Consider the following 22,087-nt stretch of genomic DNA (forward strand, 5'->3'; position numbering starts at 1 on the left):
TCGCAGATTTTTACTAAACTTACCCGGTTTTAAAATAACGACCACTTCTTTATTGAAGGGATGACAAAGGTACAACGGGTATTTTCAATCTCCAAACCTCATTCCATCATAGTTTTCCACATTTTCCGGAATCATTTGATAATCAGCGAACAACCCTTCGCATTTTTTTCATTAATAGAATATCACCTCACAATTCTGGTTGGTTTCCTTAAAATCCGCCACCTTCCGTTCATTGAGTCGTGTATTAAAACATTTGACTACGGTCAATCCAGCCAGGGCTTCCAGCTCATTGAGTTTACGGATATCGGTATTGGAGCAGTCCAATCTTTTCAGGTTATATAAGGATGACAATGCCTTTAAATCCTTGATTTGGGTACCCGCACAAACAAGTTCTTCCAGTTTTATCAGCAAAGCCAGTGGTGCCAGGGTAGTGATGGGGGTATTTTCTACATCCAGATAGGTGAGGTTTTTCAGTTCTGACAAAGGAGACAAGCTTTGAATCGGATTGAGCGAACAGTCTATGACTTTGAGAGAAGTCAAATTTGCGATGGGGTCCAGACTGGTAACAGCCGTATTGGTGAGTTTCAACTGGCTGAGACGCAAAAACTCTGATAATGGTACAAGATCTGTGATCTGTTGATTATCGACAATCGAGAGCCCTTCCAATGAAATAATCTGGTGGAGTTGTTCCCGGTCAGGAGTTTGGTCGAGTCTGATATGATTTCGGATCACGCGTTGCCACTCATCTGAAAGGTTTTCCCACCACGATTCGAGTTTTTCAGATTCAAATATTACCAGGCAGTCTCCTCTGTGGCTTAGGAAGCGCCGCACTTCTCCTATCAGCACCTTAGTCGAGTCGCAGTATATTTCCCGAAGTTTTACAAGATCATCCAATGGCATTAAGTCCTGCACATGGGTCTTTTCCACATCCAGCAATTCGAGGTTTGTCAGTTCTTTCAGATCATTGAGGGAGTCGATGGCCGTATGCGCGCAGTTCAGGTCGGTAAGTTGGTTGAGATACCGCAGAGGGGCTATATCATGTATAAGCGTATAGCTACAGTCAAGAATTTTTAACTGAACGAGATCGGCGATCGGATCAAGACTTTCTATGGGTACATAGGCACAGTGTAGCTCTACCAGGTTGGTAAGCATGCTGAGCGGCTCAAGGTTTTTTATCGTAGGATGTGAGTTAATATCAATCCGACTGATACCTGCGACCTGATGCAATTGTTCGCGATCCGGGACTTCATTCAAATCAACACTCGCTGCAAAAACATTTTTCCAGTCATTGGGAAGCTTATCCCACCATTCGTGAAGGGTTGCAGAAGCGTAAATTACCAGGCTCCCCGGGTGGTTGCGCATAAAGCGGTTGGCCGATTCTCTGGAAACAGCCGTTTGGTCGCAATAAATTTTGCGCAATCCGGTAAGCTTATTTAATGGTTCGAGTGAAGACAGACGAGTATAATCAGCAAATATTAACCGCAATGAGGTTGCATCAGAAAGCGGGGAGAGATCATATACGGTAGTATTTTCAAGGAAAAGCGTATGCAGATTACTTTTCCCTCTTAAAGGCTCTAGGTCTGAAATCCTTGTTTCCGAACAATCCACGATCTCCAATGCCTGTAGTTTTGCCAGTGGCTGAAGAGTTGAAACATTAGTTTTCTGAAAGTATAACGCTCTCAGATTGGTCAGATTTGCCAGGGGCTGAAGATTTTCCACCTGAGTAAGTTGAATATCCAGGCGGGTAAGCTGAGAGAAGTATGCCATTGGACCAAGATCCATGAGACGGGTATTACCAGCCAGAATTTCCCGAAGGCTTACCGCATATCTCATTGGGGAGAAATCCATTACCAGAGTATTCTCACATTTCAGCACCTCAAGCCTGGTGAGATTGCGCAAAGGCGTAAGATCATGGATGGTAGTACCGGAAATATTCACTTCTTTTAACCGGGTCAGCTTATTGAGCGGTTCCAGGTCAGTGATAGAAGGATTATAAGATAAGTCTATCTTTTCCAGACGCATAATTCTTCGCAAGTCTGCAAACAACAGATCAGACTGGATAATGACAGGCAAGCCTGAAGGTCCGATCAGCGTATCCCCAATTTGAGCCGTATCACTCATAGTCAGAATCTCTGCCATAGACAATGAGTCTGTCACTGATACATCTTTAGCAAAAACTGCCCGCCAGTCAAAGGACAGTTGGTTCCACCAATTGGCAAGGTCTTCTTCTTCTGACAGCCGGGTTGTATAAATGCTGGCAATCTTCAACACCCTCGACTCCGGGTCGAGGTTTATTTCCACGATACGAGGCTGAACATGATAGACACTATCACCATCAAAAGTCACCCCTCTGAGTACACGGTCCATATTAACCTGAAAATACAGTTCACCTGCATCATTAATCTCGTGGCTTACTTCGGTGATGAGAAATTCAAAGGAGACGTATTTAAAGAAAAAATCAATATCCTTTAAATAAGCCTGAATATCTTTATTGGTAACCGTCGACCGGTATTCGGCAAGGTCATCTTCGATCTGGACTTCAGGATCGCGAAAGATCTTCAGATAACTTTGACTAATAATAATCTCTTTTTCACGGGCAGAGGCCGAGGAGTCTCCAATAGCATTAAAAGTGAATTGAAGAAAGGAAATCAGTTGCCTAACCTGTTGCTTATATTCAGCTATAGTAGTTGTATCAGGTGAGGAAACTTGAGCATGAAGTGTGGGTGCGACACCCAACCCCAGAGAGACAACCAAAAGCAAGTGCAGAATCCTTGTCATTGATGATAGATGTATTTTAGTAAAATATCTTTTTTGCCGGGTGGGACTTCGGTCATTTGAGAGATCAGCCAACCACGATTAAACCCGGAACGCATAAACTCAGCTAATTCAAAATACCAGCCATCAATCTGAAAAAAGTGAAACTTCACCTTTTTAACAGTTTTAAACGTAAGGTTGCCCCGCTTTAGTTCATATAGAAAAAGCGTAAGGTAATCGGGGGCATACCCTTTTAGCGCATATTTTTCTACATTTTCATCCTTCCTGAATATCTTAATAAGGTTCATAAAATCGAGTTCATGACTCAGAGGATGAATAAACGGCGGTGCAGTACCGGATTCTCTCCGAGGTTCAAATACGCGGCTAAAGGGCTCAAAATACACATTGGTAAATACCCATTTGGAGCCTACTTCTGCTTCCTCCAGTTGCAGGAAAAGCGTGACGGGCATTTCCTGTCCATTATAATAAAAGATAGTATTCACTTCTGCAAACCAGTCTCCACCGTGGAAGTTGAGATATTTATTTTTGACAGCATTGATAAACCGCGCCTTCATGGAAGGAGTGATCGAAGTATTTTGCTCATCAAACAGAACGTCGAGATAATCACGGCGAAGTTTAGGGTTGTGATATAAACTATCGCCGGGATAAAACCGATTGCCATCGAGTCCTTCTTCACAATTAAACCGACGAAAAAATTGATTAACCTGTTTGGTTTCGGCATACATTACACTTTCGTCGCCGAGATATTCCTTTACGATTTGTGCGTAAAGGAGAAAAGGACATAACCACAGAAGGAGAAACATCAGGAGCAGTTGCGAGAAAAATCCTTTGGAGGTCAACAAATGGGTCAGAATTAAGAAGTTGAATGACAAATACCGGAAGGTTGCAATACACTGATTTCATACGCAAAAGGGGAACAGGAAGATATCCTGCTCCCCTTACATGTGGTTATTTCATTAAAAGTCCGCAGGCCCACGAACTAGGGCAATGTCTCGGTAACGCGGATATCGCCCAGAAGCACATCCCAGAATTCAATGAGACGGCCACTGATTTGTGTAGATTTCCGCTTAACATAGACGGTAATGTCTTTTTTGGTAATATCCTTATAAGTGAGTCCGTCATCGGTAGTTCCTTCAAACCGCTGATAAATGGTAATCACCCCTACATAGGTACCATCGGGTTGTAGTTCGAGGTCGCTAATGTATTGAATATTGTACCAGTTCACGGTGACATGATCATAATTGAGAGCCATCAGTCTTTCAAAATACCGTCTGACCTCAAAATTCTGAATTTCATCCCGGTAAAGAGAAGAAACGCCGATTTCACTACCTTCAGCGAATAGTTCTACAGCACGGTCGATCACCCGGTTTCCTTCGGAAAAAGGGGTTTCTTTATTTCCAATGATAGAAATATAGCGGCTCAGATCCCGTACTTTTTCAATTGCCAGGGAGTCAATTGCGCGTTTTCTTTCAGGGCTGATTTCATCCTGAGCAAACAATGGCAAGGTAAAGGCGATTCCGAAGAAGGCCAACAGGAAATATTTATAACTTTTTATCATGAGAAAAAGGCATTATTCTGGTTTCTGAATAGGAAAATCTCGGTGGATAGTGATTCGGCGCTGGGTCATTTTTTGATCAGGTGAAGTTCTTTGATTTTACCCTGGGCATCAAAGACCACGTTTTCCACTTCGTTAGGATTTTTCTTCTGATCCTTGAGATAGTTCAGATATTTGCGGATTGTGGTGGGGCGGTCATAGTCATTCTGCCCATTTTCCTGAACGATGATAACTAATACAGGAACGTCATCAGAAGAAAACAATTCCATTGCCTGATCGATTTTCATATTGGCGATATTCAGACTGGAAGCATTGGCGACATCGTTAAAATAACCGTTAAGACTCGCCGTGAAAGCATTTGCTGCATCCTTTTCTTTTTGCTCTTTTTCCAGTGCCAGAAGCCTTGCCCGTTCAGCTGCGAGTTTATCCTCTGCCTGACGGATCATCGCAACGACGGTCGGATCGGTAATTCCCATAGCTTTAATAGCTGCCAGCTCTTTTTCCGCGGCATCTACCTGAGCCAAACTTGTGTATCTGGCGTCGAGGATGGCCTGGAGAGCTGCTTTTGCTTTTGCCAACTGGGCATTAGCGGCGGCCATGGAAGATTCCTGATTATCAGTTTCAGTGATTTTTTTCTTCGATTTACACCCGACTGGGCCGCCCAGCAACAGAAATAATGCTAACATCAACAGTCCTGTGCTGCGCAACACGGTCGGAATACGACCAGGGGTCTGATTTGTCTTTCCCCAAGCTAAATGAGGGTTATTCCAATACATAATCTAGGTTTATTTAGTGATCCTGCCTAATAATATAGTTCCTGTTTTAATGTAAACCAAATCAGGAAAAACACCCATAAAATTATATTTTTTTCCAGAACCACAAAAGGGAAAAGGGTTGCCTGTTCAGGAAATAAAAGGGTTTTTTTGTCTGTTTCATCCTTTTTCCTCAAACCGGTTTTTCATCCACATCATCTACAAACAAAACGGCGACAGCACCCATCAGCAGAAAGACCCCGGCTGTAACGATCGCGTAAATAGGGTGGGAATTATAGACATACTTCACCATGGGTCCCCCGATGATTCCATTCAGAATCTGAGGGCCGGTAATAAAGAAATTAAATATTCCCATATATATACCCATTTTTCCTCCCGGAATAGATCCTGCAAGAATCGCATAAGGCATTGCCAGGATACTTGCCCAGGCAATCCCGATACCTACCATACTAAAAATCATCAGGTCAGGGTCTTTAATAAAAAACAGAGAAATCAGCCCAAGGCCACCGGCGGTGAGCCCGACCGCGTGTGTGCGTTTTCGCCCCAGTTTAAGTGCGATGGCAGGGAGTAGCAGGGCAATAACGGTAGAAACCAGGTTATAGATCCCAAAGAGAAAACCTACATTTTGCCCGGCTTCCTGAAACTGGGGAGACTGAGTATCGTTTGCATCAAGCCCATACACATGGGTTGCAATAGCTGACGTCATAAAAACCCACATGGAAAACAGCGCAAACCAGGAAAAAAACTGAACCAGCCCCAGTTGCCGCATCGTTTTGGGCATATGAATAAAGTCATTGACTATTTCGCCAAAACCGGAACGGACGACGGCAGGCTCTTCTTCTACGGGGTGGTATTTTTTATATTCTTCGGGGGGATATTCTTTGGTAGTAAAAATGGTCCAGAGAATAGAGGTAATAAAAAAAGCTGCACCTACATAAAAGGCCAGAAACAGGTAGCCATAATTGCCAAAATCATCCCGCGATTGGCCAAGTCCCATCCAGTCCCCCAGGATATTGGGAAGCCAGGAACCGATCACCGCACCAAGCCCAATCAGGCAGGTCTGAACAGAAAAACCCAATGTGCGCTGGTCAGAAGGGAGCATATCTGCAACGAGTGCACGAAAAGGCTCCATTGCGACATTAATAGAGGCGTCCATCATCATCAGCATACCCGCACCCACATATAACGCAGGGATGACCGCAGTCAATGCACCGCTGTTTGGAAGGAAAACAAGGGCGAGCGAAGCCAGTACAGCGCCGGTCAGGAAATAGGGTTTTCGCCTTCCCATACGGTTCCATGTACGGTCACTATAATGCCCGATAATGGGTTGAACAATCATCCCGGTTATGGGCGCAACAAGCCAAAACCAGGAGAGATGCTCAACATCAGCACCAAAGGATTGAAGGATACGGCTGGCGTTGGCGTTCTGAAGTCCAAAACCGATCTGAATGCCCATGAAGCCAAAGCTCATATTCCAGATCTGCCAGAAAGTAAGACGTGGTTTTTCCATTGATAGGTAGTAGTAAGTCCAGATTAAAAAAATTCTACGTGAACATAAGCATAAAATGGGGTTCACGAAAATGTATCAGGGTGCCAATTGATCCAATGGTACGTTTTAAGCAAGAAATAAAGTTCCAATTTATCCGCTGGTGCGAAGCAGGGATAAAGACCTGTTAATTTCAGGTCTTAAAAAAAATCACGCTACTCACCATGCAGGTAATCCTATCATTTTTTTAGCTGAAAATTCTCCTCATATTCTCACAAATACACGAGTTTTATGCATTATTCTCTTATCAACTAAATTACTACTTCGTATGACTAAACTAATCCACGTAATTCAACTGGTATTTGCCTTAGTCCTGCTTCCGGGTTTTGTGTTGGGGCAAAAAACCCTGACAGGAAAAGTTACGGATTCGGCGACAGGTGAACCATTGGCTGGTGCGAGTGTTTTGGTAGTAGGAACTACTACCGGAGCCTTTACTGGTCAGGACGGAAGTTTCCGTCTGACGGTCCCTGATGGAGCACAAAAACTCCGCATCACTTATCTGGGATATATCCCACAGGAGCTTTCCGCAGATGCCGACGATATTCTTATCATCAGCATGGTCTCTGAAGCCATCACCACCGACGAGGTTGTGATTATTGGTTATGGTTCGGTAAAAAAGGACGATGCCACCGGATCTGTTCAGGCGATCAAATCTGAGTACTTCAACAAAGGTAACATTACCTCTCCCCAGGAACTGCTTGCAGGTAAAGTTGCCGGTGTGCAGATCACAACCGGTGGTGACCCGGGAGGAGGCTCTACAATCCGTATCCGCGGTGGATCTTCACTCAGTGCTACCAACGACCCGCTCATCGTTATTGACGGGGTACCGGTTGCCAATGACGGTATTTCTGGTTCCAGAAACCCGCTGAATATTGTCAACCCCAACGATATTGAAACTTTCACTGTACTGAAAGACGCTTCGGCAACCGCCATCTATGGTTCGCGGGCTTCGAATGGTGTCATTCTGATCACTACCAAAAAAGGTAAGCTTGGCAAAAAGGTAAGTGTGAACTACAACGGAAGCATCTCCCTCAGCAACCGCATCAATGAAATTGATGTACTGACCGCAGATGAATACAGAGACCTGATCAATACCCGTTATCCTGACGGACACCCGGCTCGTGCACTTCTGGGTACAGCAAGCACCGACTGGCAGTCAGAAATTTTCCAGACAGCGACCTTTCACGATCACAATGTGAGCGTTTCCGGAGGAGTTGGTTCTGTACCATACCGTGTTTCTCTGGGATATACAGACAAACAAGGCATTCTGAAAACAGACCATTTTGGACGTACTACTGCTGCGCTCAACGTAAACCCCAAATTCCTCAATAACACACTCCAGGTGAACATTGGGCTGAAGAGCATGTTCTCCAGAGATCAGTTTGCCAATCAGGGAGCGATAGGTTCGGCAGTAAGTTTTGATCCGACCAAACCGGTCAGAGATGACAACAGTGCGTATGGAGGTTTTTATACCTGGACACAGGCCAATGGCAACCCTAATACCCTGGCACCCGCAAACCCCGTGGCATTGCTCGAAATGAGAGATGACCGTTCTAATGTAACCCGCTACATCGCCAATGCAACCATCGACTACCGGTTTTGGTTTTTGCCTGATCTGAGAGCCAATCTTAACCTCGGTTATGACCACTCCAGAGGCGAAGGGACCGTAGATGTTCCGGCAAATGCAGCTTTTGCTTTTGTAGATGGAGGCCGGAAGCAGGAATACTGGCAGGAAAAAAACAATGAATTGCTGGAATTTTATCTCAACTATACGAAGAAGTTTGGCTCCTCGAACCTCGACGTAATGGGTGGATATTCCTGGCAGCATTTTTACAGGGATAACTACAATTTCTCGACCAGCGCAGATGGATCGAAAGTTCTGCAACCTGCCAATACCTTCCCGAAAGAGTACTACCTCGTTTCGCTGTTTAGCCGTGTGAACTATACGCTGATGGATAAATTCCTCTTCACCTTCACATTGAGAAGAGATGGTACTTCGCGTTTTTCTGAAGATAACCGCTGGGGTATGTTTCCTGCTGCTGCTTTCGCATGGAAAATCATGGACAATGGAGAGGCTAAATTTTCTCGTTTGAAACTCCGTCTGGGCTATGGTATTACCGGTCAACAGGATATTGGCGACGATTACTATCCTTATCTGGCTCGCTATCAGAACAGCTTAAACAACGCCCAGTATCAGTTTGGCAATACCTTCATCAATACCCTTCGCCCCAATGGCTATGATGCCAATATCAAATGGGAAGAAACCACGACCTATAACTTTGCCCTCGACTACGGATTTTTGAAAAACCGCATCTACGGATCGATTGAATATTACCGCAGAACCACCACTGACCTGCTGAACTTCATTCCCGTACCTGCCGGAACCAACCTGACCAACTTCATCACTACCAATGTCGGTGATCTGGAAAACAACGGGGTTGAGTTTTCGATCAATGCAGTTCCTGTCCAGAAAGATGACTTTACATGGGAACTGGGCTTTAACGTAACTGCCAATAAAAACAAAATCACCCGTCTGACTGCTTCCGAGGATCCAAACTATCCGGGTGTATTGGTAGGCGGAATCAGCGGTGGTGTAGGTAATACCATCCAGATCCACAGCGTAGGTTATCCTGCCAATTCCTATTATGTATGGGAACAGGTATATGACGAAGCCGGAGTGCCTATCGAAGGATTGTATGTAGACCGGAATGGCGATGGACAAATCACCCTGGATGACCGCTATCGTTTCCAAAAACCCGCACCTGATGCATTCTTCGGCTTTACTTCCCTGCTGAACTATAAAAACGTCTATTTTTCATTTGCAGGAAGAGCCAGTGTTGGAAACTATGTGTACAACAACGTTTTGTCTGATCAGGCCTTTTACAACCGCCTGTACAACAGCACCGGTATCATCAACAATGCCCATTCAGACATTACCGCCATCGACTTTACCGTACCACAATACTTCAGCGACCATTTTATCCAGGATGCATCATTCCTGAGACTGGACAACATTACGCTGGGGTATAGCTTCCTCAATCTTTTTGGAGGAAAAGGGTATGCAAAACTTTCCGCAACTGTACAGAACCCTGTTTTGTTTACTCAGTATCAGGGAATCGATCCGGAGGTATTTAACGGTATTGATAGCAATATCTATCCCCGTTCCAGAACGTTCATGTTGGGTCTGAATGCAGGTTTTTAATCAAAAATTAAAACAGAAATGAAATTATCTTTTAAATATCTCATAATCATAACGCTGGGAACGTCTGTATTTATGACTTCCTGCTTTAAGGATTTGAATGTCATCCCACTGGATCCGGACGAAGTTACTTCCGCCGTGGTATATGACAACCCGGCTGCATACCGCCAGGTACTGGCCAAATTATATGCGGGTTATGCACTCAGCGGTCAGGAAGGTCCTTCCGGCCAGCCCGATATCAGTGGTATTGATGAAGGTTTCTCCACTTACCTTCGCCAGTACTGGAAAGCCCAGGAGCTTCCTACAGACGAAGCAGTTATTGCATGGAATGACGGGAACATTCACGACTTTCACCAGCAGGACTGGAATGCGAGTAATGAATTTATCACGGCCATGTACAACCGGATTTTTTATCAGATCTCTCTGGTGAATGAATATCTGAGAGAAACTACTGATGCAAAGCTCGACAGCCGCAATGTGGATGCAGGAACCCGGGCAGACGTAGCAGAATACCGCACAGAAGCGCGTTTTCTGCGCGCACTTAGCTACTGGCACGCGCTGGATCTTTTCAGAAATGTACCTTTTGTAACGGAAGAAGATGCTGTGGGCTCTTTTTTCCCTGAGCAAATCCAGAAAGGGGATCTGTTTACCTTTATTGAAAGCGAACTGCTCGAGATCGAATCACAAATGGCTGCCCCAAAGCAGAATGAATATGGTCGCGCAGATCAGGCAGCAGCATGGACATTGCTTGCCAAGCTTTACCTCAACGCAGAAGTTTATACCGGTCAGAACAAATACACCGAGTGTGTTACTTATTCCAAAAAAGTCATCGACGCCGGGTACACCCTGGATGCAAAGTATGAAAACCTCTTTCTGGCAGACAATGACCAGTCCGATGAGATTATTTTTGCGATCAACTTCGACGGAACCCGCAGCAAAACCTGGGGAGGAATGACTTTCCTGGTGCATGCAGCCGTAGGAGGGGGAATGAGTCCTGTCGAATTTGGTATCGATGGTGGCTGGGGGGGCATTCGTACGACCAGTGCGATTGTTGATAAATTCCCGGCTGTAGGTACCGGTAGTGTAGTAGTTGCGCCCAATGATGGTAATACCGCCAGCTATCCTGTACTCTATGTTCCCGGAGGATATCAGGGATGGGATCCTGCCACAGCGAATGTACTGACTTCTCCTGCAAGTGATAACAAGTATGAAGGTTATATCTGGTTTGATGCCGGAACCGAGTTCAAATTTACCCCTGGTCCCAATTGGGATTTAGACTATGGCGATAACGGTGCAGACGGAACACTCGATCAGGGAGGCAGCAATGTCGCAGTTGCAGATGCAGGTCTCTACAAAATAAATGTAGATATAAATGCACTTACTTATACACTGGCAAAAACCGAATGGGGAGTCATTGGCTCTGCAACGCCGGGAGGCTGGGATTCTGATCAGAATATGACCTATAATCCAACCGAAGGCGCGATGGTAATTACGGCAGATTTGGTTACCGGAGAAATGAAATTCCGTGCCAATGACGACTGGGGACTCAACTATGGAGATGACGGTGCGAATGCTATTCTGGAAGCAAATGGTGCAAATATTGCCATTCCTTCGGCAGGTACTTATCTGATCAAATTGTATCTCGACAAGCCGGACTACACCTACTCTATCGAACTTACCAGCTTTGACCGCAGGGCAATGTTCTACACAGATGGTCAATCCAAGGAGATTGAGGATATTTCCCAGTTTACCCAGGGATATGCAATCACAAAATTCAAAAATGTAACTTCTTCCGGCACACCGGGTTCTGATCCTACTTTTGTAGATACAGACTTCCCCATGTTCCGACTGGCGGATGTATACCTCATGTATGCAGAGGCTATCCTCAGAGGCGGAGGCGGTGCAAGTAAAGCAGAGGCCCTGGCAAGAGTAAACGAAATCAGAGAAAGAGCTTATGACGGCCCTTCCGGCAATATCACTGAATCAGAACTCGACCTCCCGTTTATCCTTGATGAGCGAGCAAGAGAGCTGGTATGGGAATGCCACAGAAGAACTGACCTCATTCGTTTTAGCCAATTCAGCAATTCCACCTACCTGTGGCCATGGAAGGGCGGAATTCCGGAAGGGAAATCAGTTTCTGAGGATTACGATGTATATCCGATCCCGGCATCTGACATTACGGCCAACCCCAACCTACAACAAAATAAAGGCTACTAAGCCCAGGTTTTAACAAAAGAATAATTGTCATGATTAAAAAATATTTCATCCTTCTCGCTACAGCTCTGATTGCTGTATCCTGTGTGGAGAAAGAGTTGAATCCGATTCTTCAGATCGGTGACGCACCTTCGATCACCAGCCCGACCGGAGACGCCAGCTTTGTTCTTACGGAGGATAAGGCCGACGATCTTCTGCCAACCTTTGCGTGGACAGCTGCGGACTTCGGATTTTCAGCCGCTGTAACCTATACTGTAGAGATAGATGTAGCTGGCAACAGCTTTGCTGATGCTGTTACCCTTGCCGTAGTCAACGGACTTTCCATGGAGGACCTCACCGTAGGTAAACTTAATGGAATCATGCTGGCAAAAAGCCGTCCCGATGGCGTTGCTTCGGCGATGGACGTACGCGTAGTCGCCACGGTTAATCCTGATGTTTCACCGGTATATTCTGCGACTGTTCCGATCAACGTTACACCTTATAAGGCGAATATTGTGTACCGCAAATTACAGGTACCGGGTGCTTATCAGGGTTGGGATCCTGCAAAGGAAAACACGGTCATTTACGACAGAAAAAGCAACGGTAACTTCGAAGGTTACATTTATTTCGCTGACCCCAACGTTGAGTTCAAATACACTGATGGCCCAAGCTGGGATGTCAACTGGGGCGATACTGGCGCAGACGGCACGTTGGATCCGGGTGGAGACAATATCAAGGCCGTTGAAAACGGTTACTATCGGCTGAATGTCAATCTCAATGCCCTGACACATACTTATGTGAAAACGGACTGGGGATTGATCGGTTCTGCTACCCCCGGGGGTTGGGATTCAGACCAGAATCTGACCGTTGATCCGACGACAGGCATCATGAGCATTACTCTTGACCTTGTAGTTGGAGAGATCAAGTTCAGAGCCAACGATGACTGGGCGATCAATCTGGGCGACAATGATGCTAATAAATCCCTCGAATACGACGGAACCAATATAGCTATCACAGAAGACGGCAACTATACGGTTGAATTGATCATCAACGCCGCCGACTATACCTATAATGTGAAAAAGAACTAGTAGTAGTAGTTAGTTTTATATGAAAAGAGCGGTCCATATGGATCGCTCTTTCTTTTATAATAGTAAAAACACTTCTATCAGGCAGTTTTAGCTTCAAAAGACTTCCCACTCTTTTCTACGAATCCGATCAGATCGTGCAGTGATTCCATAACGGTAACATCCCTGGGCATTTCGTTTTTTCTACTCATGGCCTGAAAACCCGCCAAAAGAAGTCCTGTACTGGGGTAGCGCCTTCTGAGATCCCGGGCAAAAGTCACCACATGTTCGTTGGCTGGAGCCGTTGTAATGACCGATAATAAATAATCGGGGTTATACTTTTCACAAATCAAATCCAGGTCTTCCAAAGGCAGGCTCTGCCCCAGATAAATTACTTTATGACCGCGGGATTTGATGATATAAGCCGAAAAGAGCAGGCTCATTTCATGCAATTCTCCATCAGGAAGGAACAATGCATATTTTTTCGCCGGGGTAGCTGAAGGGCGATTTACCTGACCATCAATCGCGACAATCATCTTCTGACGAATCAGGTTGGAGATAAAATGCTCATGCGCTGGATGAATGCTCCCTGTTTGCCAAAGTATTCCAATCCTGCCCAGAAAGGGATAAACGATATTCAGCATGGTTTGCTCGAAACCATACTTCAGTGTATTCGTTGATATAATTTTATCAAAGCGATCTTCCTCCAGATTCACCATCGCAATCGTAAGCGCGTCAATCTGATTTGGAAATTCCGGACTGGTATCAGAGACACTTTTTACCCTGCTATGAATCTCGGCAGCCGTAAGTGAAGCAATTTTAGATATTTTTAGCCCATTGCGGTTTAGATATGAAACATTCAGGATCAGTTTCAGATCCTCGTCGTCATAGTATCGGATGTTTGTATTCGTCCGTTTAGGTTCCAGAATACCATACCGCTGCTCCCATATCCTCAGGGTGTGTGCCTTAATCCCCGATAGCTGCTCCAGGTCTTTGATAGAATAGTTACCCAAAATTTATTTTTCTTACAAAAAATCCGTTTAACTGTTTAAAGAGGTAATAACCATCAATTAATAAGAATGTTCTGATTTCTCAAAATTTGTCTAATCATTAATGAATCGGTACCTTCGAGAAATATCTGTTGATATGTATAAAATCCCTGCCATATTTATCCTCCTCCCTGTTTTTGCATTTTTTAGCTGCAAAAAAAATACGCAACAATCAGGGGATAAAATTCCAGATCCGCCAGTCGCGACTGAGACTCCCCCTTCAGCCATCTCGCCTAAAGAGAAGATTACCGGCATCCTGCTGGCTTATTACAATGATCTTTCCAATGAAGAGTTGGATGAAACAAAATATTTTGCGCCTACCCTTAACAAATTTTTCAACTCTGAAGATATTTCCCGCGAAAAAGTAGCAAACAGCGTCAGGGCAGGCTTTAAAACGATGGACAACCGCTCCATTTACCTCAACAACAAAAGCCTCCAGATTATCCCTTCAGGTGATGGATATATCGCTGAGTTTTCCGGAGTCTCTGCTTATACCCCTGCCGGAAAAACTGAAAAAGTCGAACAACTTTTCAGCAATCGGGTATCCTTTAATAAAGACTTTTTAATTACGGGCTACGAAGCCATCGAGAACCCTTCCGCCAACACCCTCAACCGGGAAGGGCAATCCGCCAGTCAAATGGACGCTGCCAAGGCGATTCTCGGAGCAATTCGATCGGGTAATCCCGAAAAAGCTACAGCTTATATTCATCCTCAAAAAGGGTTTTACCTGCTTACCCAGCCTGGAGCGGTAAGTGTTCCGTACTTCTGCAACAATCTTTCAGACATTTACCAGTACGCCCCCTGGATGAAAAAAGGTAAACCGGAACTGGACGCCCAGCCTGTTGAAGCGAAACTTCCTGACTTCGACTGTGGGGATCTTTTTTCCAAACAAGGGTGTTTTATGGCTAATGTTTCCGGATATAAGGATATTTCCAGCCTGATGCGCAGTCTCAGAGAGTTACAACTGGGCAATTATGACGACGCTCAAATAGCCAAAGCCACTGATATAGAAAGTTTTGTTTCCGTACAGATTATCGATACAGACGCAAATCTTGGGTTTCTGCTGGGGCTTATTGACGGAAAATGGTACCTGCTTATAATGGATATGGCCACGTATGAATGTTCGGCCTAGCGTATGAGTATCTTGGCAGAATAAACACCTGCGTGATTTTCAAGCTTCAGCAGATATATCCCCGGAGAAAAGCTGGTGGTAGGAAAATAGATATTTCGCTGCCCCGGAAGCGTCTGTATCTCCGCAATATATTGCCCGGTGATATTGACTATTGAAGCCGTCATTTCATATTTTCCACAATCTCCTGTTTCTATCCTGATTCCTGATTCAGTTTCTGTGACCAATATATTGCAGAGAGAAGCCAGGTCTCTGATACCGGTATTCATAATTCCTACTTCACTGATAGCTACATCTCCGTGGATAGGCCCGGCCAGTTCCATAAGCGTAGCAATAGAAGCTTTGACCACCTGAAGCATAAAAGTAAAATTCAGCGTGCCAATCGAATCCCCAGAGGTATGATAGTTGAAGTTCCGAAAATTGGCTCCATCGGTGATCATGAGTGCAGGAATTCCTGTTGCCCAAAACCATGCGTGATCTGAGCGAAGCAAGTCCGGAACCAACGCGGGGTTGTTGGGCGCAGTGAGCGTGATGACACGCAGATCAGGAACATATTTTGCCGCACAGGAGTCAAACTTTTGTTTGAGTAAAGTACTGTTACCATCGGCCACATTGGTAATAAAATTGCCCCGTGAACTGTCGGCAACCACCTCGTTATAAGCTGTAGGAAACAACAGATTAAAACCCGCAGGAAAAACCTGAGTATTGGGAGCCTGGTCAAAATAACCAATCATTTCCAGGTTCACGACACCCTGAATCGTCTCCCACGACTGAATACCCTGATTTACATACAATTGACTTCCCAGTGTGCCGGGTTCTTCCTGATCAAAACCAATAAATCGAAGGTTATTTTTAAAGTATAATGGCGCCATTAAACGAACCGCTTCAAGCATGCCAGCGACAGCAGAGCCATTGTCGTCAGCAGCGGGACTGTTAAACACACCATCTACATGGCCATCGAGGATCCAGGTTTTTGTGTCATCCACATGGCCCAGGTGCAGGCCGATGATATTTTCGAGGGTATAATTGCCAAAAGTAAGAGGTTGCCGGTAGGTAGTGAGACCTGCGGCGATAAAACGGTTTTCAACCGAATCTTTTACAGCCTGAAGGTGAGCCAGACCGGCAGTAGAATGACGAATGCCTTCGATCCAGGAAAGATCATTTTTGAGCCGAAGGCTGTCGGCCTGATCTACAATCGACTGAATGTCGATTTCTTCCCTGTCGTCGGCGACGAGTTTTACGCGTGCCAGCACCGTACTGATTGGCTGAGGCGCATGCCAGATAATCTGCTTTCCTGTACCAGGAGTAACCGGAAAGCCCACATCACCTGCAGCTGTCGAAACATCGACAAGGTAGGTGTCGCCAGCGTTATTTGACAATCGAAAAAAAATCTCCACACTGTCGCCTTCAGCGTCTGTGAGATCATAGGATACAGTAAGCTGATTGTCTGTATAACTAAACGATGCATGCAGATTGAGAATCTGCGGAGGGGTATTTTGTGCAAAAAGGCCGGAAGTGAGGCAAAGTAGCAGGAGCAGTATATTCGTTTTCATCGCCAGAAAGATTGAGCTTAAAAATATACAACTTATTCAGACATAAAAATAAAGCGGGAATCCGGATATACTCCAGATTCCCGCTGTGATATAAAGATATTACTCCGAATAATAGGGAGCAACAACTCAATTATGATGCGATTGCGCGGATTTTAGCTTCCAGAGAAGCAATAACCGGCTCATTGATTTTCTCAACGGTAACTTTAATACCTCTGGTAACAGGGTTGGTTTTCAGACTAAATTTTCTTTTTCTCGCTCTTGTGCGAAGTCTGTTTTTCTTTATGGTGAATTTCTTTGACATGATCTGTGGCTCGTTTTTCTTACAGTGGGTGCAAAAGTAGAAATATTCTTTGGAAACTCAAACCTATTCTTTGGAAAATTACTCAAGTTCTTCATTGAAATACACTTTATAGAAATACATTCTTCTTTGTTCGTCATATCCGCGCTCCATAAAGTCGGCTACTTCTTCTATTTTGCGGTTATTCATGCGTATTTCTATTTCTGTATCAAGTCGAATCAGACTGGCAAATTGTTTTTTCATTACCCTGACTCCGTATTTTGAAATCGGAAATCCTTCTTCTGCGGGTGGAAGCCCCTGCTCCTGCTCAAAGTTGAGTCTGTAGTCGTCAAATTTCTGACTCTCCTCTGAAGTAGGGAATACGGTAAGCTTGAAGTCTTCAATATCGAGTTCCTTATTTTTGGTAAAATAATTCAGGGACTTATTCAAAAATACCACCTGATCCTTTTTGTCTTTATCCTTTCCGATCACGTGTTCGCAATATTCTTTGGTAAGATTGAGAAATTGTTCGGTCTGATAGCGATTGTCCTGAATACGAATCACATGTAAAAAATCATCGCGCCAATACTGCGCATCTTCACTTCCTTTGTCAATCATCAGCACGCTATAACCGTCATCGGCGAATGTATTAAAGATCAGGCAGCCCTTGTCGAGTTTACGCAGGTTAACCCCCAATTCTACCGTCATCGTAACCTCTTGATCTTCTCCGCTCCCAAATTTCAAAAACTGATCTTTATGCTCAGACTTAAATATTCCGATAGCTTCCAGTTCGACCCCATCTACCACACACTCTCTGAAAAGCCCAACATATAACTCACCGCTTTTGATATGCGGATGCCCCGACTGGGCATATAAATGGTTGAGAATATGTACAGACTGGTCGAGAAAAGCTTCCCTTCCCATCGTAAAGATGCGGTTGCAGTAAATAAATAGCTCGTTGAAATTCAGGTCAGTGGCATGGGTAAACTTAAAAAACTCATCCGTTTTAAACGGGTTGAGAAAATAGTCTTTAAGGATCAGTGCCATATCCTCATCGAAGGGGAATAATTCGTGAGAGGCTACTACGCCTTCATTTTTGGCTTTATTACCCACTTTATGAAGGGCGAGGGTGGTCAGTCTGGCCTGAGAAAGGTTCAGCATAGAAAATCGGTTTTATCAAAATATGTAAGCCGCAAATATACAGGTTTGCCCTTTACAGAAAAGAAAAAGCGGCAGCAATCCTGTTGGCCGTCACGCCTTCCTGTCCATATTCTCTGGCAGCCGCATCGCCTGCCTTTCCATGGAGATAAACGCCCAGTGCAGTCGCTATCGAAGGTGAATAACCCTGGGCACACAGACTGCCAATGATGCCCGACAACACATCTCCCGAGCCACCTGTAGCCATTCCCGAATTTCCGGAGGTGTTTACGTAGGTGATCCCTTCTGGCGTTGCAATAATGGACCCGGCCCCTTTCAGGAGCGTAATCACTTTTCTTTTGACAGTCAGTTCTTCCGCTACTTCCAGTCTTTGCTCACTGACATCGTCTCTGCGGATAAGTCGCTGCATTTCCCCGGGATGAGGGGTAAGAATGGCTTTTTCGGGTAAATAGTTCCACAAATCTGTGCGAATCGCCAGAAAATTCAGCGCGTCGGCATCTACAACCACGGGTACCTCAATCATGGGTAAAATCGCCGCCAGAAAAGCCTGGGTTTCAATATCCTGTCCCATACCAGGTCCCAGAACCACGACCGATTTTCCGGCCAGAATCTCCCGAAAAACATCTGCATCCCGCTCCATCAACCGCGACCTTCCGGGTTCTCCCGCCCCGATACACATGGCTTCGGGAACAGCAGAGAGTACCGTTTGCCGGCAACTGTCGGGGGTAAATACCGTGCAAAGTCCGGCTCCTGAATGTACACCAGCCAAAGCTGTAAGGGCAACGGCACCGGCCATATTTCTGCTACCTCCGACTACCAGCATATGGCCAAACGTACCTTTATGTCCGTCATTTTTCCTTGCCCGGTACTGACTGCGAAAAAATGTTTCATCCAGTACGATTCGTCTGATATTGAGTGATTCCACGACTTCCGGCCAAATACCAATATCCAGCACAACAACTTCACCGCAGGCATTGGCGGCGGGGGTAATATAGTGGCAGATTTTGGGAAGTTGAAAGGTTAGGGTTACTACTGCTTCAGGCACCTGATTCCTGACAGCACCGGTACCCGCATCCAGTCCGCTGGGCAGGTCAATGGCCACTACAAGCGGTTTCATTTCCCGCACAACTTCAATCATCTCAGCCACAGGCCCGCGCAGTACCGACTCTACCCCAGTGCCCAGCAGCGCGTCAATCACGACCGGGCGCTGAAGGAGAATTTCTCTCAGATATTCGGGAGCAACGGAGCCATACACTTTGCGGCTGATGGGAAACCGGCTGATGATCTCCTCATTGATCCCAGCATCACCCGTATATCGGGAGGGATCGTGAGAATACAAAATCTCTGTTTCTTTTCCCGCAAGATGCAGATACCGGGCGATTACCAGTCCATCTCCCCCATTGTTTCCGGGGCCGGCCAGGACAAGAAATCTCGATTCAGCGGCAAAGCGGGAGAGTATGGCTTCAGCGGCGAGCTTCCCGGCCTGCTCCATGAGCAGGATACCCGGAAACTTACGTTCTTCGATTTGTATTTTATCAGCAGTGCGTATTTGCGCAGAGTCAGCAAGGTACATGGGTTTATTATTTACCGGCAGTAGTTTTGCCGTAGATTTCAATGTTTGTTTCGCCATTGGCTTTGACAAAACCGCGAAACATCCCGTCGGTGTTGAAAGGCATGGCAATATTGCCTTCTTTGTCAACGGCGATCAGGCCGCCGGTACCGCCCAGCTGGGCGAGTTTGTCATGAATGACATAATCCGCTGCCTCTGGCAGGGTTTTACCGCCATATTCCATCAGCGCCGACACGTCATAGGCAATGACATTGCGGATAAAATATTCTCCGTGGCCGGTACAGGAAACGGCGCAGGTTGCGTTGTTGGCATAGGTACCCGCTCCGATAATGGGCGCATCCCCTACCCTGCCATATCTTTTGTTCATCATTCCTCCGGTGGAAGTACCTGCGGCCAGATTGCCGGCTTTGTCTAAAGCCACACAGCCCACGGTTCCATGCTTTTTTATTAATGGCTCGGTTTTATCGCCGGGCTGCACTTGTTCGGGTGATACCATGGCGCGGAGTTGTTTCAGTCTTTTTTCGGTGTGGAAGAAAGTGTTATCCACGATCTCGAGCCCCATTTCTTTTGCATAGATATCTGCACCTTCCCCAGCCAACATGACGTGAACGGAGGAATCCATGACCAGCCGTGCACCAGATATGGGATGCCTCACCGTTTTTACTCCGGCAACGGATCCTGCATTTCGGGTTTTTCCGCTCATAAATGAAGCGTCCAGTTCGACCGTTTCAAGATTGGTAAAAACAGCGCCTTTGCCTGCATTAAACATGGGGTTGTCTTCCATTGTCCTGATAGCCGCCTCGACAGCGTCTTCGGCAGTACCGTCATTTGCGAGAACCGCTGCCCCGGCGTCCAGTGCATCCTGTAGTCCGGTGCGATATAATGCCTCATTTTCCGGAGACATTTCGCTTTGTTTGATGGCACCGGCACCGCCATGAATGACCATAACATAATCAGGCCGAGGTACCTGTGCGGGCATGCAGGCGGTAACCATAAAGTTTATCATCATCAGACGAAATATTTTCATAGTGTTCAACCATTTATAGAAAAACTACCTTTGCGAAAACTACCGATTATATGCAGAAACTGCAATTCTGGTTAATATTTGCATAAATTAGCTGTATATTCGAAGATAAAACCCCCGACATGCTCCGAAATTACTTTTTTCTTGTTTTGCTCATTTTTACAGGATGCGCCTCCCAACCGACTGCCTCCGGCTCTATGGAGACGACGACAACCGAAACACCGCAAGTACAGGCACCCGGGCACCGGCAATTGTTGATAGTAACGACGAAAGACTGGGACGCGGTACCGGGTACGCTCCGGAGATTTGCGTGGAAAGAGGGTCAGTGGCAGGAAGTAACACCAGCCATCGAGGTTGTTGTCGGGAAAAAAGGAATGGGCTGGGGAAAAGGAGTCAAAGATTTTACAAAATACGAAGGCCCGGTCAAACGGGAAGGCGATTTAAAGTCCCCCGCAGGTATATTCACTTTGGGAACAGCGTTTGGTTATGCGTCAAAATCAGCGGTAAACTGGATAAAAACCGAATATCACCCTGTGACAGCATTGACTATGTGTATAGAGGATGGGAAATCTGCCCATTACAATCAAATATTGGATGAAGGAACGGCCAGGGCGGACTGGAACAGCACAGATCACATGCTCAGAAAAGATGATTTGTACGAATGGGGAATGTTTGTCGAACACAACAGTCCTTCTCCTGCGGCGGGCGGAGGATCCTGTATATTTCTTCATGTAGCACAAATCAATGACGACGGAACGGCGGGATGTACGGCAATGGCAAAACCGCTGATGCTGGAAATTTTGCACTGGATAGATGCAGCCGAGTCGCCATTACTGGTACAGGTACCCGAAGATCAGTATGCCAAATTCCAGAAGATGTATCAATTACCGGACATCGGGCGATAGTTGTCTTCAAAAACCTTCTTTTAGGACAATAATTTACCAGCGAAAATTTTTTATACAGAAACTTCCCGTTCCGGTGAACATCAATAAGCGCATGTTAAAGGCAGGAATCACACCATTGAGACCAGTAGAATGACCGTTCATGTTATTTATGGCAGAGGTTGGGTATTCCGGCAAACTATTTGCTTTTACAAAGACATAACAGAATAAACAAACGATCTTTTAAAGTGTAACTAATCAAAATTGTATGTACTATATCCGAAAAACGGGACCGACCTGGTACATAAGAAATAACACTACGGGTGTAAGCAGACAACTTT

Annotated in this window: 16 protein-coding genes; 5 read left to right on the forward strand and 11 right to left on the reverse strand. The window is 45.5% G+C overall.

What is annotated here, in order from left to right; all coding sequences use genetic code 11:
- Nucleotides 1-171: 171 nt before the first annotated feature.
- From R3D00_20905 to R3D00_20925, 5 genes are all read right to left on the reverse strand, one after another.
- Nucleotides 172-2,778, reverse strand: coding sequence for a leucine-rich repeat domain-containing protein (locus tag R3D00_20905; protein MEZ4775653.1), 2,607 nt, complete (start codon nucleotides 2,776-2,778; stop codon nucleotides 172-174).
- The gene (locus R3D00_20910; GenBank protein MEZ4775654.1) at nucleotides 2,775-3,578 is read right to left on the reverse strand and encodes a hypothetical protein; all 804 of its coding nucleotides are present in this window, start codon (nucleotides 3,576-3,578) and stop codon (nucleotides 2,775-2,777) included. Before R3D00_20910 ends, R3D00_20905 begins: the two co-directional genes overlap by 4 nt.
- Before the next feature lie 176 nt (nucleotides 3,579-3,754).
- The gene (locus tag R3D00_20915; protein ID MEZ4775655.1) at nucleotides 3,755-4,333 is read right to left on the reverse strand and encodes a hypothetical protein; all 579 of its coding nucleotides are present in this window, start codon (nucleotides 4,331-4,333) and stop codon (nucleotides 3,755-3,757) included.
- Between the two features lie 65 nt (nucleotides 4,334-4,398).
- A complete protein-coding gene (locus tag R3D00_20920) occupies nucleotides 4,399-5,106 on the reverse strand; it encodes a hypothetical protein (GenBank protein MEZ4775656.1) in 708 nt (235 codons plus the stop codon).
- Between the two features lie 169 nt (nucleotides 5,107-5,275).
- Entirely contained in the window at nucleotides 5,276-6,613 is a 1,338-nt protein-coding gene (locus R3D00_20925) for an MFS transporter (protein MEZ4775657.1), read from the reverse strand.
- A gap of 304 nt (nucleotides 6,614-6,917) precedes the next feature.
- Between R3D00_20925 and R3D00_20930 the strand changes: the two genes are divergently transcribed.
- Genes R3D00_20930 through R3D00_20940 form a run of 3 tightly spaced genes read left to right on the forward strand, consistent with a single transcriptional unit; the run spans nucleotide 6,918 to nucleotide 13,129 of the window.
- The gene (locus R3D00_20930) at nucleotides 6,918-9,851 is read left to right on the forward strand and encodes a SusC/RagA family TonB-linked outer membrane protein (GenBank protein MEZ4775658.1); all 2,934 of its coding nucleotides are present in this window, start codon (nucleotides 6,918-6,920) and stop codon (nucleotides 9,849-9,851) included.
- A gap of 18 nt (nucleotides 9,852-9,869) precedes the next feature.
- Nucleotides 9,870-12,065 carry a RagB/SusD family nutrient uptake outer membrane protein gene (locus R3D00_20935; GenBank protein MEZ4775659.1) on the forward strand — a complete coding sequence of 732 codons (2,196 nt, stop codon included), beginning with the start codon at nucleotides 9,870-9,872 and terminating at the stop codon, nucleotides 12,063-12,065.
- Between the two features lie 29 nt (nucleotides 12,066-12,094).
- Nucleotides 12,095-13,129 carry a SusE domain-containing protein gene (locus tag R3D00_20940; GenBank protein MEZ4775660.1) on the forward strand — a complete coding sequence of 345 codons (1,035 nt, stop codon included), beginning with the start codon at nucleotides 12,095-12,097 and terminating at the stop codon, nucleotides 13,127-13,129.
- A gap of 77 nt (nucleotides 13,130-13,206) precedes the next feature.
- Here the strand turns inward: R3D00_20940 and R3D00_20945 are convergent, their stop codons facing one another.
- Nucleotides 13,207-14,118 (reverse strand): MerR family transcriptional regulator, encoded by a 912-nt coding sequence (locus R3D00_20945; GenBank protein ID MEZ4775661.1) that lies wholly within the window; start codon nucleotides 14,116-14,118, stop codon nucleotides 13,207-13,209.
- Nucleotides 14,119-14,251: 133 nt separating this feature from the next.
- On the opposite strand from R3D00_20945, the gene R3D00_20950 reads away from it, so the two are divergent.
- Entirely contained in the window at nucleotides 14,252-15,286 is a 1,035-nt protein-coding gene (locus R3D00_20950; GenBank protein MEZ4775662.1) for a hypothetical protein, read from the forward strand.
- On the opposite strand, the gene R3D00_20955 is transcribed toward R3D00_20950, so the two are convergent.
- From R3D00_20955 to R3D00_20975, 5 genes are all read right to left on the reverse strand, one after another.
- Nucleotides 15,283-16,836, reverse strand: a complete 1,554-nt coding sequence (locus tag R3D00_20955; GenBank protein MEZ4775663.1) for a M28 family peptidase — start codon at nucleotides 16,834-16,836, stop codon at nucleotides 15,283-15,285. The genes R3D00_20950 and R3D00_20955 overlap by 4 nt on opposite strands.
- Before the next feature lie 130 nt (nucleotides 16,837-16,966).
- Nucleotides 16,967-17,137 carry a hypothetical protein gene (locus tag R3D00_20960; GenBank protein ID MEZ4775664.1) on the reverse strand — a complete coding sequence of 57 codons (171 nt, stop codon included), beginning with the start codon at nucleotides 17,135-17,137 and terminating at the stop codon, nucleotides 16,967-16,969.
- Nucleotides 17,138-17,215: 78 nt separating this feature from the next.
- Nucleotides 17,216-18,274 (reverse strand): nucleoid-associated protein, encoded by a 1,059-nt coding sequence (locus tag R3D00_20965; GenBank protein MEZ4775665.1) that lies wholly within the window; start codon nucleotides 18,272-18,274, stop codon nucleotides 17,216-17,218.
- Nucleotides 18,275-18,326: 52 nt separating this feature from the next.
- The gene (locus tag R3D00_20970; GenBank protein MEZ4775666.1) at nucleotides 18,327-19,901 is read right to left on the reverse strand and encodes an NAD(P)H-hydrate dehydratase; all 1,575 of its coding nucleotides are present in this window, start codon (nucleotides 19,899-19,901) and stop codon (nucleotides 18,327-18,329) included.
- A complete protein-coding gene (locus tag R3D00_20975) occupies nucleotides 19,852-20,868 on the reverse strand; it encodes an isoaspartyl peptidase/L-asparaginase (GenBank protein ID MEZ4775667.1) in 1,017 nt (338 codons plus the stop codon). Before R3D00_20975 ends, R3D00_20970 begins: the two co-directional genes overlap by 50 nt.
- A gap of 119 nt (nucleotides 20,869-20,987) precedes the next feature.
- On the opposite strand from R3D00_20975, the gene R3D00_20980 reads away from it, so the two are divergent.
- Nucleotides 20,988-21,770, forward strand: a complete 783-nt coding sequence (locus R3D00_20980) for a hypothetical protein (protein MEZ4775668.1) — start codon at nucleotides 20,988-20,990, stop codon at nucleotides 21,768-21,770.
- The last annotated feature ends 317 nt before the right edge of the window (nucleotides 21,771-22,087 follow it).

It is taken from the genome of Bacteroidia bacterium (genome assembly GCA_041391665.1).
Lineage (GTDB): Bacteria > Bacteroidota > Bacteroidia > J057 > J057 > JAGQVA01.